Annotated in this window: 15 protein-coding genes and 1 tRNA gene; 8 read left to right on the forward strand and 8 right to left on the reverse strand. The window is 67.6% G+C overall.

Annotated elements, in window-relative coordinates; all coding sequences use genetic code 11:
* The first annotated feature begins 18 nt into the window (after positions 1-18).
* From FHY55_RS16170 to FHY55_RS16185, 4 genes are all read left to right on the forward strand, one after another.
* The gene (locus FHY55_RS16170; protein WP_140015167.1) at positions 19-1,116 is read left to right on the forward strand and encodes a PAS domain S-box protein; all 1,098 of its coding nucleotides are present in this window, start codon (positions 19-21) and stop codon (positions 1,114-1,116) included.
* 120 nt (positions 1,117-1,236) lie between these two features.
* Entirely contained in the window at positions 1,237-1,896 is a 660-nt protein-coding gene (locus FHY55_RS16175) for an ABC transporter ATP-binding protein (RefSeq protein ID WP_210410499.1), read from the forward strand.
* 157 nt (positions 1,897-2,053) lie between these two features.
* Positions 2,054-4,453 (forward strand): FtsX-like permease family protein, encoded by a 2,400-nt coding sequence (locus FHY55_RS16180; RefSeq protein ID WP_140015168.1) that lies wholly within the window; start codon positions 2,054-2,056, stop codon positions 4,451-4,453.
* Entirely contained in the window at positions 4,450-5,505 is a 1,056-nt protein-coding gene (locus FHY55_RS16185) for a lipocalin-like domain-containing protein (protein ID WP_140015169.1), read from the forward strand. The genes FHY55_RS16180 and FHY55_RS16185 overlap by 4 nt, the downstream gene beginning before the upstream one ends.
* A 68-nt stretch (positions 5,506-5,573) precedes the next feature.
* Here the strand turns inward: FHY55_RS16185 and FHY55_RS16190 are convergent.
* Positions 5,574-5,658 (reverse strand) — tRNA-Leu (locus FHY55_RS16190).
* Between the two features lie 263 nt (positions 5,659-5,921).
* Positions 5,922-6,482, reverse strand: coding sequence for a tetratricopeptide repeat protein (locus FHY55_RS16195; RefSeq protein ID WP_168223035.1), 561 nt, complete (start codon positions 6,480-6,482; stop codon positions 5,922-5,924).
* Between the two features lie 104 nt (positions 6,483-6,586).
* Here FHY55_RS16195 and FHY55_RS16200 point away from each other — a divergent pair, with 104 nt between their 5' ends.
* Positions 6,587-7,321: a rhomboid family intramembrane serine protease gene (locus FHY55_RS16200; protein WP_140015170.1), complete on the forward strand. Its 735-nt coding sequence runs from the start codon at positions 6,587-6,589 to the stop codon at positions 7,319-7,321.
* Complete coding sequence (locus tag FHY55_RS16205) at positions 7,318-7,695, forward strand: GFA family protein (RefSeq protein ID WP_140015171.1); 378 nt, start codon at positions 7,318-7,320, stop codon at positions 7,693-7,695. Before FHY55_RS16200 ends, FHY55_RS16205 begins: the two co-directional genes overlap by 4 nt.
* A gap of 184 nt (positions 7,696-7,879) precedes the next feature.
* On the opposite strand, the gene FHY55_RS16210 is transcribed toward FHY55_RS16205, so the two are convergent.
* Positions 7,880-8,668, reverse strand: coding sequence for an inositol monophosphatase family protein (locus FHY55_RS16210; protein WP_140015172.1), 789 nt, complete (start codon positions 8,666-8,668; stop codon positions 7,880-7,882).
* Between the two features lie 63 nt (positions 8,669-8,731).
* Positions 8,732-9,640, reverse strand: a complete 909-nt coding sequence (locus FHY55_RS16215; RefSeq protein WP_140015173.1) for a LysR family transcriptional regulator — start codon at positions 9,638-9,640, stop codon at positions 8,732-8,734.
* 93 nt (positions 9,641-9,733) lie between these two features.
* Between FHY55_RS16215 and metF the strand changes: the two genes are divergently transcribed.
* Entirely contained in the window at positions 9,734-10,603 is an 870-nt protein-coding gene (gene metF, locus FHY55_RS16220; protein WP_254695349.1) for a methylenetetrahydrofolate reductase [NAD(P)H], read from the forward strand.
* Between the two features lie 83 nt (positions 10,604-10,686).
* Here the strand turns inward: metF and FHY55_RS16225 are convergent, their stop codons facing one another.
* Genes FHY55_RS16225 through FHY55_RS16240 form a run of 4 tightly spaced genes read right to left on the reverse strand, consistent with a single transcriptional unit; the run spans position 10,687 to position 14,548 of the window.
* Positions 10,687-11,346 carry a class II aldolase/adducin family protein gene (locus FHY55_RS16225; RefSeq protein ID WP_140015175.1) on the reverse strand — a complete coding sequence of 220 codons (660 nt, stop codon included), beginning with the start codon at positions 11,344-11,346 and terminating at the stop codon, positions 10,687-10,689.
* Entirely contained in the window at positions 11,336-12,202 is an 867-nt protein-coding gene (locus tag FHY55_RS16230; RefSeq protein ID WP_140015176.1) for a VOC family protein, read from the reverse strand. The genes FHY55_RS16225 and FHY55_RS16230 overlap by 11 nt, the downstream gene beginning before the upstream one ends.
* Positions 12,199-13,059 (reverse strand): VOC family protein, encoded by an 861-nt coding sequence (locus FHY55_RS16235; protein ID WP_140015177.1) that lies wholly within the window; start codon positions 13,057-13,059, stop codon positions 12,199-12,201. The genes FHY55_RS16230 and FHY55_RS16235 overlap by 4 nt, the downstream gene beginning before the upstream one ends.
* Positions 13,060-13,075: 16 nt before the next feature.
* The gene (locus tag FHY55_RS16240) at positions 13,076-14,548 is read right to left on the reverse strand and encodes a 2-hydroxymuconic semialdehyde dehydrogenase (protein ID WP_140015178.1); all 1,473 of its coding nucleotides are present in this window, start codon (positions 14,546-14,548) and stop codon (positions 13,076-13,078) included.
* A gap of 165 nt (positions 14,549-14,713) precedes the next feature.
* Between FHY55_RS16240 and FHY55_RS16245 the strand changes: the two genes are divergently transcribed.
* Positions 14,714-15,496, forward strand: a complete 783-nt coding sequence (locus tag FHY55_RS16245; protein WP_140015179.1) for a fumarylacetoacetate hydrolase family protein — start codon at positions 14,714-14,716, stop codon at positions 15,494-15,496.
* The last annotated feature ends 37 nt before the right edge of the window (positions 15,497-15,533 follow it).

Raw genomic sequence — 15,533 nt, forward strand, 5'->3', positions numbered from 1 at the left:
CCATGAAGGAAGGCTGGAATGAGCCCTCTTCCACAATTGCAGAACGCCTCCACCGAGCCCGATGCCGGGTTCGACGCCCTGTTTTCCACCGAGCCGCTGCTGCTGCACTCCATTGACGAAAACGGCACGCTGCTGAATGTCTCCAACGCATGGGCCCGCCTGCTCGGCTACAGCCGCGAAGACCTGATCGGCAAGCGCACGCTCGATATCATGTCGCCCGAATCGCGCGCCTATGCGCTCACCACCGGGCTGCCGCTGCTGTTTTCGCGCGGCAGCGTCACCAATATCCCCTACGAATTCATCCGTGCCGACGGGCGGCCCATTCCGGTGCTGCTCTCCGCCGGGGCAATGCGAGACAGTTCGGGCCGGTTCCTGCGCAGCCTGACCGTCATCACCGACGACCGCCGCGCGCGCTATGCCGAGCGCGAGCTTGATGCCCGCGACCGGCGCGAAGCGGGCGGCAGCGAGGCCCTGCGCGAGCTGCTGGAGCGACTGGGGCATGAAACCCGCACACCCCTTGGCGCCATCCTCGGCTTTGCAGCTCTGATGGAGCAAGGCGACCTGCCCGAAGAGCAACGCGCACGGCTGGCGCAGGTGATGAAGGCCGCCGAAAGCCTCCGGGCCCAGCTCGACTCTGTGCTCTCCGAGGCAGAACAGAGCCTCGCCCAGCGCCGCAAGCGCAGCGCGCCGATGGGGCAGCACGGGGCCAAGGGCCTGCCCAAACAGCAGCTGCCCCTCGCCCCGATGCGCGTGCTCCTCGCTCTCGCAGAGGCCCACCAGCAAGACAGCCTGCGCGAGCTTCTGCGCGCGGGCGGGCATCAGGTTGTCACCGTCGCCAATGGCTATGAGGCCATCGAGGCGCTCTTCGCCGGGCCGATCGACCTTGCGGTGATGGATCTCGATATGCCCGGCCTCTCCGGCCCCGCCACCGTGGCCCAAATCCGCAACTCCGGCCGCGCCTTTCGCAACATCCCGGTGATCGCCTGCTCTGACGGCAAGGCCCCAGCTCTGTCCGACTTGCGCGCCATGGGGATGAACGCCCACATCCCCTACACCTGCACCCTCGGCACGCTGGATGCCCAAATTCGCCGCGCGCTGGAGGCCCCAACCTCCTAGCCCCGCGCCCGTTTCGGCCCAAATGCGCGTGCCGCCGCACTCCTCTCGCCCAGCCCCTGCCCGCGCCCCAGCGCCGCACCCCACTTCCCTTTGGCGACGCAAGCCTACATCCTCCCGGCCATGCTGCTGACCGCCGAAGATATCCACAAATCCTTTCCTCTCGCCTCGGGCGAGGCACAACCCGTGCTCTCCGGCGTCTCCCTCACCCTCGCCGCAGGCGAAACCCTTGCCCTGACGGGTGAAAGCGGCTCTGGTAAATCCACCCTGCTCCACCTGCTCGCCGGGCTCGACCGCCCCAACAGCGGCACCGTCACGCTGAATGGCGCAGCGCTCTCCGGCCTGCCGGATGCCGCCCGCGCCGAAGCCCGGCGCAAACACATCGGCCTGATCTTCCAGCAGTTCAACCTGATCCCCTCCCTCGACGTGGCCGCCAACCTCTCTTTTCAGGCCCGCCTCGCCGGGCGGCATGATCCGGAATGGTGCGAGGCGCTCGCGGCCCGCCTTGGCCTCACGCCGCTGCTCTCGGCATGGCCAGAAACCCTCTCCGGCGGCCAGCAGCAGCGCCTCGCCATTGGCCGGTCTCTGGCCGCAAAGCCGCCCCTGATCCTTGCCGACGAGCCCACCGGCAACCTCGACGAAGACAATGCCGCCTCCGTCCTCGCCCTCATGCTGGAGCTCACCGCCGAAACCGGCGCAGCCCTCGTCACCGTCACCCACTCGCCAAACATCGCCGCCGCCATGTCCCGCCGCCTGCACCTCTCCCGGGGCAAGCTGGCATGACCCCGCCCCGCGCCCAACACCAGTGGCCATGTGCAGTCTCCCCGCCGCCACCCGCGCACGCGAGGACGCCTCGAAGGGCGGACGAGCAACGCCCACCCCGGCGCACAAACCCCACCGTCAGCCGCCTCCCCCGGCCAGCGTGCCTCCGCGCCTGCACATGACCCGCGCCGCCCTTTCCGCCCTGCTCTCCCACTGGCGCCGCCACCCCGGCCAGCTCGCCACCCTGCTGCTCGGCATCGCGCTGGCCACCGCGCTCTTCTCCGCCGTCCAAGCCATCAACGCCGAGGCCCGCGCCTCCTACGCCGCCTCCGAGGCCGCGCTTTCGCCCGACACGCCCGATCACCTCACCTCGCCCGCAGGCCGCATCCCGATGGAGCGTTTCCTCGCCCTGCGCCGCGCGGGCTGGCAGGTTTCCCCGGTCTGGCAAGGCACCACGCCCGAAGGCCTTACCGTGGAGGGCTACGATTTTCTCACCCTCCCCATGGGCAGCCTGCCCGCGCTTGCGCCCACCCTCGCGCAAATGCCCCCCGCCGCCCTCATCACCCTGCCGCCCCCCGCATGGGCCGCGCCCGAAACCCTCGCCCTCGCGCCCGAGGCCACCCCGGCCCCCGGCCTGCCCCCCGGCACCCTCATCACCACCATCGACGGCGCCATGAGCCGCGCGCCCTCCGGCACCATCACCCACCTGCTCCTCGCCCCCGAGGCGGAGCAGCCGCTCACCCGCCCGCCGCTGTCCGAGATCGCCCCCGGCCTCACCCGCACCCGCCCCCAGGGCGGGGCCGAGATCGCCCGGCTCACCCGCAGCTTCCACCTCAACCTCACCGCCTTTGGCATGCTCGCCTTCGCCGTCGGCCTCTTCATCGCCTATGGCGCCATCGGGCTGGCCTTCGAGCAGCGCCGCCCGATGTTTCGCACCCTGCGCGCCCTCGGCCTCTCCACCCGCCTGCTCGCCGCGCTAACCTTGGCCGAGCTCACCGCCTTCGCCCTCATCGCGGGCAGCGCAGGCCTCGCCCTCGGCCATATCACCGCCGCTGCGCTCCTGCCTGATGTCTCGGCCTCCCTGCGCGGGCTCTATGGCGCAGCCCTGCCCGGCCAGCTCACCTTCCGCCTGGCCTGGGCGGTGACCGGGCTTGCCATCGCCCTCGCAGGCACCCTCGCCGCCGGGGCCGGGGCGCTCATCGCCCTCGCCCGGCTGCCCATCCTCTCCTCCGCCCAATCGCGCGCCTGGGCCCGCGCCTCTGCCCGCACCCTCGCGCTGCAAGCCGCCGCTGGCCTCGCGCTGGCCGCCGCCGGGGCCGCTGCCGTGCCCCTCATCGGCGGGCTGCCCGGTGGCTTTGCCCTGCTCGGCGGCCTGTTGCTCGGCGCCGCCCTCGCCCTGCCCGCCCTGCTCGCCGCCCTCCTCGCTGGCGCCCAAGCCCTCGCCCGCCGTCCGCTGTCACAATGGCTCTGGGCCGACGCCCGCCAGCAACTCCCCGGCCTCCGCCTCGCCCTCATGGCCCTGCTGCTGGCACTGGCCACCAACATCGGCGTGGGCACCATGGTCAGCTCCTTCCGCCTCACCTTCACCGGTTTCCTCGATCAGCGCCTCGTCTCCGAGCTCTACGTCACCGCCCGCTCCGAAGAGGAAGCCACCCGCCTGCGCGCCTTCCTCGAAACCCGCCCCGAGGTGCAGGCCACGCTCCCCATCTGGCACGTCGACATTCCGCTGGCCGACCAAGGCACCGGCGAGCTCTACGGCGTGGCCGATCACGAAACCTACCGCAACAACTGGCCCCTCCTCACCGCCGCCACAAACCCGTGGGACAGGCTCGCCACCGGCAACGCGGTGATGATCAACGAACAGCTCGCCCGCCGCGCCGCCCTCTCCCCCGGCGACACCCTCCAGCTCACGCCAGACTGGAGCGCCGAGATCATCGCCACCTATTCCGACTACGGAAACCCCGCCCCCCAGGCCATCACCTCCATCGAGGCCCTCACCAGCCACTTCCCCGATGTGCCCAAACTCCGCTACGGCCTGCGCGTTGCCCCCGCCGATGTCGCCGCACTCAGCACCGCACTCACCAAAACCTTCGGCCTGCCCCCCACCGCCCTCGTGCCCAATGCCGAGATCAAGGCCTACTCGCTCGCCATCTTCGAGCGTACCTTCGCCGTGACGGCGGCGCTCAATGCCCTCACCCTCGGCGTGGCGGCACTGGCAATCCTCACCGCCATGCTCACCCTCTCCACCATGCGCCTGCCCCAGATCGCCCCGGTCTGGGCCATGGGCAGCACCCGCGCCCGCCTCGCCGCGCTGGAGGCCATCCGCACCCTCGCGCTCGCCGCCTTCACCGCCGCCTTCGCCCTGCCCCTCGGCCTCGCACTGGCTTGGGCGCTGCTTGCCGTCGTCAACACCGAGGCCTTCGGCTGGCGCCTGCCGATGTTCCTCTTCCCCGGCCAATGGGCGCTGCTCTTCGCCGCCGCCCTCGCCGCCGCCGCGCTGGCCTGCGCATGGCCGGTGATCAAGCTCCGCCGCACCCAGCCCACCGCCTTCCTCAAGACCTTCGCGAGCGAAAGATGAGCCTCACCAGACGCACCCTCCTCGCCGCCCTCGCCGCCGCACCGCTGACGGCCCGCGCCCAAGGCTTCGCCGGGCTGGGCACCGAGGCGTCCGGCTTCGCCCTGCCCTCCCCCGACACCCGCCTGCGTTTTCCGGCCGATCACGGCCCCCACCCCGCCTTCCGCATCGAATGGTGGTATCTCACCGCCACGCTGGAAGGCCCCGACGGCACCCCCTATGGCATCCAGTGGACGCTCTTTCGCTCCGCCCTCGCGCCGCATGACGCCGAAGGCTGGTCCTCGCCGCAAATCTGGATGGCCCACGCCGCGCTCACCACGCCCTCAGCCCATTTCTCCACCGAGCGCCGTGCGCGCGGCGGCATCGGGCAAGCCGGCGTCACCGCCGCCCCCTTCGCCGCATGGATCGACGATTGGCACATGGCCGCCAACGGCTCCGGAACCGGCGATGAGCTGGACGCCCTCAGCCTCACCGCCTCCGCCCCCGATTTCGCCTACAAGCTACACCTGCAAGCCACCGGCCCGCTGGTCCTGCAGGGCGACAAGGGCTACTCGGTCAAATCCCCCACCGGGCAGGCCAGCCACTACTACTCGCAACCCTTCTACGAGGTGACCGGCACCCTCACCCTGCCCACCGGCGAGATCCCCGTCACCGGCAACGCCTGGCTCGACCGTGAATGGTCCTCCCAACCGCTGGCCGAAAATCAGGCCGGGTGGGATTGGGTCTCGCTCACCTTCACCACCGGCGCCCGCCTCATGGGCTTCGCCCTGCGCGCCACCGACGGCACCGCCTTCACCTCCGCCACATGGATCGCCCCAGACGGCACCGCCACCCCCTACGGCGACGGCGCCCTCCACCTCACCCCGCTCGAAGGCACCAACCCACCCACCCGCTGGCGCGTAGAACTCCCCGCCCAGTCGCTGGACGTGGAAATAGACGCCCTGCGCGATGACGCCTGGATGGATGTCAGCTTCGAATACTGGGAAGGCCCCGTCAGCATCACCGGCACCCACAAGGGCCGCGGCTACCTGGAGATGACAGGCTACGAGCGATAGGCCAAACCGTAGGGTGGGCAATCTGCCCACCACCCAATTTGCCCACCACCCAATCTGCCCACCACCCCTGGTGCCCGCGGCCGGACTCGAACCGGCACGGCATAAAGCCAAGGGATTTTAAGTCCCCAGTGTCTACCATTCCACCACGCGGGCACGGGGGGCGGTCGCGGCGCGACCATAGACGCCTGATCGCGCCGGGAAAACCCGTCGAAACAGACTTGCTGCTTCATGGGCCTGGCACGCGCCGGACATGCGCACGGTGCATTGATTAACGCTCGCTATGTCAGGCGACATCTGCATCAGTTGTGCATAGGATGTGCATCACTTGTGGCCCCCTGAATTTCAGGGTTAACGCCAGACTCCTGCCCCGGGGTGCGGCGGGTTTACGGATACGGCCACCGGCGGCCCTGCCTGCCTCAGATGTCCTGATTCTCCAGCATCCCCATCAAGCCACGCTCGGGCAGCCAAGGGTTCAGCTCCAGCGCGGCCTCCAGCGCCGTCTTTGCCTCGCCATTGCGGCCCAGCCCCATCAGCGTCAGCGCCTTTCCGGCGATGGCGGCGAAGTGGTCGGGGGAGCGGGTGATGGCGGCGTCGAGGTCAGCGAGGGCGGGGGCGTAATCCTGCTGGATGAAGCGGATGAAGGCGCGTTGGTTGTAGCCTTCGGCATAGCTCGGGCAATAGTCCACCAACGCGTCGAAGGCCTTGATCGCGCCCGCAAAATCACGGGCTTCGCGCCGGTCCATCCCCTCGTCGAGCAGCTCCTGCGCATGGGCGTCGGGCGCGGTGGCCCAGATCTCCCACATCGCGTTGGTATGGGCGCGGGCCTCCTGTTCGCTGCCCGCCTCACGAACCGATTGCAGCACCTGCTCGCGCTTGTCGGGCTCCACCAGCACCGCCATCTCACAGCGTTCTGCGGCGCCTGCCGTGGCGCTGGCGCAGGTCACCGCGAGGGCCAATATCAACACTTTGCTAACCATGTCTCAGCCTCTCCGCGCGGCCTTCCTGCGTCAACTCCCCTCCCGAAAACATGATTAACGCGACCCGCCTTGACCAAACCGGCCCCTCAGGGCACCTATCGCCCATGTTCCCGATCCGCGATCACAACCCCTCCCGCACCACCCCATGGGTCACGCTCGGGCTCATCATCATCAATGTCGCGGTGTTTCTGCTGGTGACTTTGCCGCTGAATGACCGCCAGCTTTACGCGCTTTATTCCGAGTTCGGCGTCACCCCCGCGCGGGCGCAGGCGCTCGACTATATCACCGCCATGTTCCTCCATGGCGGCATCATGCACCTTGCCGGTAACATGCTGTTTTTGTGGATCTTTGGCGACAACCTGGAAGAGGAGATGGGGCCCTTCGCCTTCCTCGGCTTCTACCTCGCCACAGGGGTCGTGGCGACATGGCTTCACGTCGTCTTCTCGCCCGGCAGCACCGCCCCGCTGGTGGGGGCTTCGGGGGCCATCGCCGGGGTGATGGGCGGCTACCTGCTGCTCTATCCCAAAGCCAAGATCGACGTGCTCTTCATCATCGTCATCATCCCAAAAATCTGGCCCATCCCGGCCTGGATCGTGCTGGCCGTCTGGTTCGGCCTGCAACTGGTAAACGGCGCAATGACCGTCGGCGCAGGCACAGGCGTCGCCTACTGGGCCCACGTCGGCGGCTTCGTCGCCGGGCTGATCGGCACCCTGCCGTGGTTCCTCAAAGAAGGCGCGGCCAGCTGGTGGCAAAAGACAGAGGGCCACCCGCCCCACCCTGAAACCAACTATGGCCAGCTCTCGTCCAGCTCCATCCCCACCGTCCGGAGACGCAAATGACCGAAGTCCCCAGAAAGGCCACCTGCCACTGTGGCGCCGTGGAACTAAAGGTCACACTGGTGCCCGCCGGCCTCGGCTCGATCCGCCGCTGCGACTGCTCCTTCTGCCGCCGCCGTGGCGCCGCCCCCGTTTCGGCCAAGCTGGCCAATCTGCAGATCGTGAAAGGCGCTGAAATCCTCACGCTCTACACATGGGGCACACACACCGCAAAGCACTGGTTCTGCGCCACATGCGGCATCTACACTCACCACAAGCGCCGCTCGAACCCCGATGAATACGGCGTAAACGCGGGCTGCCTCGATGGGGTGAACCCCCGCGACCTGGAGCCAATCCCCTGGTCTGACGGCGTGAACCACCCCAGCGACCGCGCCTGATCGGTCCGTTCGGATTGGATATCTGCAGCAAGAAAATGCAACGAGACAGCGTCAGGCCAACCCGCGTCGGGCAATAGGAACAGTTTGAATCAAAAGCGCGCCACTTCCTATGAGGCGCGCCTCTGTTCATTTTCTTGCTTCAAATACTCCCCGCCGGAGGCCCAAAATCTCTTTTGGCCCGCCCTCAGGCGCCGCGCACCTGCTTGGCGAACTTGGAAAAGATCGACGGGTTGGCCGCGATGATGGCACCGCTCTCCAGTACCCGCTCGCCCTCGTCCATCGGCTCCACAAAGCCGCCCGCCTCGCGCACGATCAGCTCGCCCGCGGCGATGTCCCACGCATTCAGGCGGCGCTCCCAGTAGCCATCGAGCCGCCCTGCGGCAACATAGGCCAAGTCCAGCGCGGCAGCGCCCCAACGGCGCACACCGGCGCAGGTGGGCAGCAGCCGGGCGCAGGCCTGCAGCGTTTCGGGCAGCTCGGGGCGGCCGCCAAACGGCAGGCCGGTGGCGAAGATGCATTCGATCATCTTCTCGCGTCCCGACACCCGCAGCCGGGTCTCGTTCATCCACGCACCAGCGCCCTTCTCGGCCCAGAAGCACTCGTCCTTCGCCGGGTCATAGACAACACCGGCAACGACCTCGCCCTTGTGCTCCAGAGCAATCGACACCGCCCAGTGAGGCAGCCCGTGCAAAAAGTTGGTGGTGCCATCGAGCGGGTCGACGATCCAGCGGCGGGTCGGGTCTTCGCCATCCTCGCCGCCGCCCTCTTCGCCAAGCCAGCCGTAGGTGGGCCGCGCGCCCATCAGATCTTCCTTGACGATCTCCTCGGCCCGCATGTCGGCGCGCGACACAAAGTCTCCCGGTCCCTTGGAGCTGACCTGCAGGTTCTCCACCTCGCGGAAATCCTTCACCAGCGAGCGGCCTGCCTTGCGGGCGGCCTTGATCATGGTGTTGAGGTTTGCACTGCCCGTCATCATCCGGCTCCTTCTCGGCTCAAGGCCGCGCGTATAGGCCCGAATCCGTCCGCTGCCAAGGGTTCACCCGGCGCGTTGCAACTTCACCGGCTCGGTCCGGGCGAGCTTGAGGAAATGTGCCATGTAGGGCTTGGTCGCCTCTTCCTCCCGCGTGGCGGCATAGAGGCGGCGGGTCAGGCCGGATTCGGTAAGCGGGCGGGTGATGTAATCGTCGCTCTTCACCGTGGCCCGCAGCACCCAATCGGGCAGCACGCTCACCCCGCGCCCCGAGGCCACCAGCAGCAGGATCACTGCCGTCAGCTCGCTCTGGCGCACCTGCCGGGGCTGCACCTTGGCCGGGGTCAGAAACTGCGAGAACACATCCAGCCGCGCGGGCTCCACCGGGTAGGTGATGAGCACCTCGTCGCGCAGATCATCCGGCGCAATCCAGTCTTTCTCGGCCAGCGGGTGGCTGGCGGCGGCGACGAAGGTTGGCTGGTAGTCGAACAGCGGCGCAAAGGCGATGCCCGGCAGATCCTCGGGGTCGGAAGATACCACGAGGTCCACCTCCTCGCGGTTCAACGCCGGCAGCGCGTCAAACGCAAGGCCGGGGCGGATATCGACGTCCACATCCGGCCAGGCCCGGCGAAACTGCTCCAGCACCGGAAAGAGCCACTCAAAGCAGGCATGGCATTCGATAGCGATATGCAGCCGCCCGGTCTTGCCCGAGCGCAGCGCCTTGAAGTCCTGCTCCAGCGCCTCGATCTCAGGCAGCACCTTCTCGGCCAGTTTCAGCAGGCGATGCCCGGCGGCCGAGAGCTTCAGCGGCTTGGAGCGGCGCACAAACAGCTCCACCCCCGCCTGATCCTCAAGCCCCTTGATTTGATGGCTCAGCGCCGACTGGGTGATGTTGAGCATATCTGCCGCTCGCGCCAGCCCGCCTGCCTGATGGATCGCCCGCACCGAGCGGAGGTGGCGAAATTCGATATGCATGTGAAACTCATGATCGTCTTGAGAGTTATGAGCTTGTTTCACATCCGCGCAAATGCGACAACCAAAACCGACCTAAAACACACGAGACCCGTCATGCCCGCCGCGCCTTCCGTTTCTTTCGAGTTCTTCCCGCCGCAGAACCTCGAGGCCTCTTTTCGCCTCTGGGACACGGTGAATGTGCTCGCCCCGCTGAACCCCTCTTTCGTTTCGGTCACTTACGGTGCCGGCGGCACCACCCGTGAACTGACCCGCGAGGCAGTGGCAACGCTACACAAATCCTCGGGCCTCAACGTGGCCGCGCATCTCACCTGCGTCGATGCAACCCGCGAAGAAACGCTGGGAATCGCCCGCGGCTTCCACGAGGCTGGCGTGCGCGAGATCGTGGCGCTGCGCGGCGACCCGCCCAAGGGCTCCGACGGGTTCGAGGCCCATCCCGAAGGGTTCGCCAACGCCTGCGAGCTGATTGCCGCCCTCAAGGACACCGGCGATTTCAAAATCCGCGTCGGCGCCTACCCCGACCCGCACCCCGAGGCCAAGGGCGAAGGGGCCGATGTGGCCTGGCTCAAGCGCAAGTTCGAGGCCGGGGCCGATGAGGCGATCACCCAGTTCTTCTTCGAGGCCGACACCTTCCTGCGTTTCCGCGATGCCTGCGCGGCGGCGGGGATCGACAAGCCGGTGATCCCGGGCGTTCTGCCGATCGAAAACTTCAAGAACACCGCCCGCTTCGCCGCCCGTTGCGGGGCCCATGTGCCCCAGTGGATGGTCGAGGCTTTCGAGGCCGCCGAGCGGGACGGGCGCGAGGAGCTTCTGGCCACCGCGCTGGCCACCGAGCTGTGTTCCGAGCTGCTGGACGAAGGGGTGGAGCACCTGCACTTCTACACCCTCAACCGCCCGGGCCTCACCCGCGACGTCTGCCGCGCCATCGGCGTGCAGCCCGAGCAAGCGCTTGAAAACGTGGCCTGAACCGGCGCCATCCACGGAAATGCTCATCGGCCTCTTCGGGCTCTCTTCGCACCTGCGATGAGGGGCCGAAGCGCCCCGAAGAGCTACCCCTCTGGATCCCCAAAGGTCAGGTAGTCCCACATCCGGTCCATGATCCGCCCGCCCCATGTGTCGCGCAGCGCGGCCTCCTCGGCGCTCACCAGCACGCCTTCCTGCCCGCTTGCCAGCACCTCCAGCTCGATCCGCGCGGCATCCTCGGCATACCACGCCAGCACCACGGCCTCCTCGATGCTCTCGCCCACCGTCACCAGCCCGTTGCCGCGCATCACCCCGGCCCGCATCCCCGCCATCTGTGCCGCCAGCGCTTCGGCGCGCGCATCGTCGCGGATCAGCAGCGGCGAGTCCCAAAGCGCCATCCCGGCCCTGAAATAGGCCCCCATCCCATGGCGCATCTGCGGCACACGCCCCAGCGTCGATAGCGCCATGATCTTCGGTGGCATGCTCCGGGTGATCCCGCCCGCCTCGGGCCGCGCCCGGTAAAGCTGCTGATGTATCCGCACCTCGCCCAGCACGCCGTCGGGCAGCGGCCCCTGCACCGGCACCACCGTGCCCGCCGCGCCCGGCGGCACCTGCCCCATCGGCACCGGGGCGCAGACCAGAAACTCATCCGCAGAAAGCCGCATCGAGCAATGCCCATAGGCATGGGCCAGACCGGCCCGGCCCAATGCGCGGGCGGCCAGCCGCAGTTTCACCTCAGTCGTCATCGTCGCGAAACTCGGCAATATCCGGCTTGGCGCCCCATTTGCAAAACCCCTTCGGCTCCGCCGGAAACTGCCGCTCGCGCCAGAGCAACTCGTCCGCAATTTCCGCCACGCCGGAGGAATACTCAAACACCATCCCATCCGGCCCCTCGAAATAGAGGAACTTCGCCGTCGAGGTCGGGTGCCGCCCGGGGCCAAAGACCATCCGCACATTCCGTTGCCGCAAAAAGTTGAAACTGCGCTGAATATCATCGGCAGTCTCAACCTGGTGATTAATGTGCTGAATTCCCTGCCGCTGCGCCGGGAAGAGCGCAATCGTGTGGTGCACCTCGTCAATCCGCAGCAAGGGCGCATCGCCGATCCGGTCGCTCACCCGCGCATTGCACACCTTGGTCCAAAACGCCTCGTCCCGTGCCAGATCGGTGCTGCACAGCCCCACATGCGAAAACCCGGTGATCCCCGCATCCCGCGTGCCGTGGTAGCGCTGCCCGCTCATCTCGGGGCGCACCGCCAATTCAATCCGGTTTCCGGTCGGGTCGTCAAACCCGATGAAGGCCCGCACCTGCCGCAGCGCCGCCTCTTCTGGCGTGCCCAGATGCACGGCATGGCCCAGCGCCTCCAGCGAGGCCGCCGCCTCTTCCAACTCGCTCTCGCTCGCCACCTCGAAGCCAACCGCATGGTCGGTCGGGTCGCCGTCGAAATAGCACAGCGTATGCGCCCGCGCGTCCGAGCGAAAATAGGCCGCCCCGCGCCGCCGCTCCGCCACCTCCAGCCCAAGGTAGTCACGGGCGAAAAACTCCGCGCCCTCAAGGTCGCGCGTGCCCATCCGCACATAGCTCACATCTCTCAGCGAAATCATGGCTCCCCCCCGTATTCCGGCACCACACTCCGGCTGCCCCAAGCGCAAAAGCTGCCCGGCACCGGCGCAAACTGCCGCGCCAGCCGATCGTCGCGGGCTTCGCCCTCGGCCACATAGCCAAACAGCATCTCATCCGGCCCCCGAAAGCCGATGAACAACTCCCCCGAGGCAGGCCGCCGTCCGGGCCCGGCCACCACCGGCACCTGATGGGATTGCATGAAGTATCCGGCCTGCATCACCTGATCCATGCCCTCCACCTCAAACTGCATCTCCAGCAGCCCGTCCCGGTCGCTCGGCAGGATCGTCACCCGGTGGTGCGCGCCATCAATCGCCAGATAGGCCCCCTCGCCGATGTAATCCGTCACCTTAGCGCCCAGCACCTCGCACCAAAGCGCGATATCCGCCTCAACCTCGGTGCTCGCAATCACCACGCTCGCAAAGCCGGTGATCCCGGCATCCCTCGGCCCGTGGTAGCGCCAGCCGCTGCTGAGGGGCCGCACCACCAGCTCCAGCGACAGCCCGCCGCGCAGCCGCACGCCCGCCATCTCCCGGCACCGCCGTGCGGCGCAATCGGCCTCTGATCCGCGCCACACCTGATGGCCCCGCGCCACCAGCCGTTCCACAACTGCCGCCAGCGCCGCCTCGTCGCGCAGCTCCAGCCCCAGCGAGGCTCCCTCGCCATCGCCCCCGTCGCGCTGCACCAGCGCCAGCGCATGATCGCGGAAGTCCGAGCGGAACAGCGCCAGCCCCTCTTCCTCCGCCGCCACCGGCTCCAGCCCGACGATCCGCTCGGCAAACTCCGCCGAGCGCGCCAGATCGGCCACGCCGAGCCGCACGTAGGATAGCTTTTCGATCACGACAGAGCCTCCCGCCTCACAGCTTCACGCAGATATTGCGGGTTTCGGTATAAAACTCCAACCCATGCACCCCGCCCTCGCGCCCGATCCCGCTGGCCTTCATGCCACCGAAGGCGGTGCGCAGATCGCGGACGAACCACGAGTTTACCCATGTGATGCCTGCCTCAAGCTGCGCGGCAACCCGGTGGGCACGGCTCACATCCTGCGTCCAGAGCATCGAGGCAAGGCCATAGGGCGTGTCATTCGCGCGGGCCACAACCTCCTCCTCCTCGTCAAACGGCGCAATATGCACGCAAGGCCCAAAGATCTCCTCCCGCACCACCGGGCTGTCATCGCTGAGGCCGGTCCAGATCGTCGGCTGCACCCAATTGCCCCCCGCCAACGCGCCCGGCATCTCCAGCCGTCCGCCGCCGGTGATCACCTCGGCCCCACCCGCGCAGGCCTTGTCGTAATAGCCCAGCACCTTCGCCGGGTGGTCCGTTGGGATAAGCGGGCCAAAACTCGTGCCCGTGTCAAAAGGGTCACCCGCCACCAGCGCCTCGGCCTTCGCTTTCAGCCCCTGGACAAACTGCTCAAACACCGGCCGCTGCACATAAAGCCGCTCGGTCTGCAAACACACCTGCCCACCGTTCATAAACGCCGCTCTCGCGCTCTGCTCAATCGCCGCCTCCAGATCGGCATCAGCAAAGATCACGCCCGCGTTCTTGCCCCCCAGCTCAAAGCTCACAGGCCGCACGCCCTTGGCCGCAGCGCACATGATCGCCTCGCCCGTGCGGGTTTCACCGGTAAAGGTGATGCCATCGACGCCCTGATGCTCGGTCAGCCACTGCCCAGCCGCATCCGGCCCGCCGCCCTGCACCACATTGTAGACGCCCTCGGGAATCCCGGCATCGCGGATCACTTCGGCCAGCAGCGCCGCCGTGGCCGGGGTTTCCTCCGAGGGCTTCACCACCACCGTGTTGCCGCAGGCCAGCGCCGGGCCAACCTTCCATGTCATCAGCAGCAGCGGCAGGTTCCACGGACAGATCACCGCGATCACGCCGCGCGGGCCGCGCAAGCTGTAGTTCAGCGCATCCCGTCCGTCCGGCGCCACGAAAGGGAAGGCCTCGCCCGGCGTGTGCTTGAGCACCTCGGCAAAGGCCCGAAAGTTGGCCGCACCGCGCGGAATATCCAGATGCGAGGCCAGGCTCACCGGCTTGCCCGTATCCAAAATCTCGGCCCGCAAAAACGCCTCGCGCCGCGCATCAATCCCATCGGCAATCGCGTGCATCGCCTTGGCCCGCTGATCCACCGTCATCTGGCCCCAAGGCCCGCGCAGCGCCGCCCGCGCCGCAGCGACGGCCTCATCAACCTGCGCCGCGCTCGCGGCCTGCACCAGCGCCACAACCTCGCCGGTCGCCGGGTTGATATCGTCAAACAGCTCCCCCGCCGCAGGCACCGCCCGGCCCCCGATAAAGCTAGAAATCCGCGCTGCGCTGCCGCCGTCCATGGCCTGCCTCCCTGAGTTTCCGCCAGCCTAGGTCTGCGCCTACGGCCGGTCAACCGGATTATCGACGATTTTCAAATCACCGATAAAAATGGAGGTAGTTAACATGTTTCATCTTGGCAAATCCGCTCCGGCACGGCATGAACAGGCCCAAACGGAGGACATTTCATGCTGACCAAGGACCAACGCGCCAAGGCCGTTGCATCGCTTCTCGAAAGCCACCGCACCAAAGTGCAGGGCGAGCGCCCCTCGGCCATGTTCCCCGAGATCGAACTGGCCGACAGCTACGCGATCTCCTCCGCCGTGGCCGAGGCGCGAATGGATGCGGGCCACAAGATCGTCGGCCACAAGATTGGCCTCACCTCCAAGGCAATGCAGGCCGCCAGCAAGATCGACGAGCCCGACTTCGGCTATCTCTTCTCCGATCAACTGCTGCACGACGGCGCAAAGGTGCCCTTCGCGAGCTTCTGCAAGCCGCGCGTCGAGCCAGAGCTCACCTTCGTGCTGCACAGCCCCCTCAAGGGCCCCGGCGTGCAGCTGATCGACGTGCTGCGCGCCACCGAATGGGTGATCCCCTCCATCGAGATCATCGACGCCCGCGTCACCGAACCCCGCCAGATCTTCGACACCGTGGCAGACAACGGCGCAGGCGCGGGCATCGTCCTCGGCGGTCGCCCGATCAAGCCCGACGCGATGGACCTGCGCACCATCGGCGCAATCTTCTACCGCAATTCCGAGATCGAGGAGACCGGGCTGGCGGCAGGCGTCCTCGGCCACCCGGCAATGGCCATCGCATGGCTCGCCAACAAGCTCGGCCCCTATGGCACCGAGTTGAAGCCGGGCGACTACATGCTCTCAGGCAGCTTCACCCGGCCTGTGCACGCACAAAAGGGTGACACGCTCCACGCCGATTTTGGCCCCCTCGGCTCGGTCGCCGTGCAGTTTACCTAACGATCCGTGCGCCCCGTAGGGTGGGCAATCTGCCCAC

This window comes from Oceanicola sp. D3 (assembly GCF_006351965.1).
Classification (GTDB): domain Bacteria; phylum Pseudomonadota; class Alphaproteobacteria; order Rhodobacterales; family Rhodobacteraceae; genus Vannielia.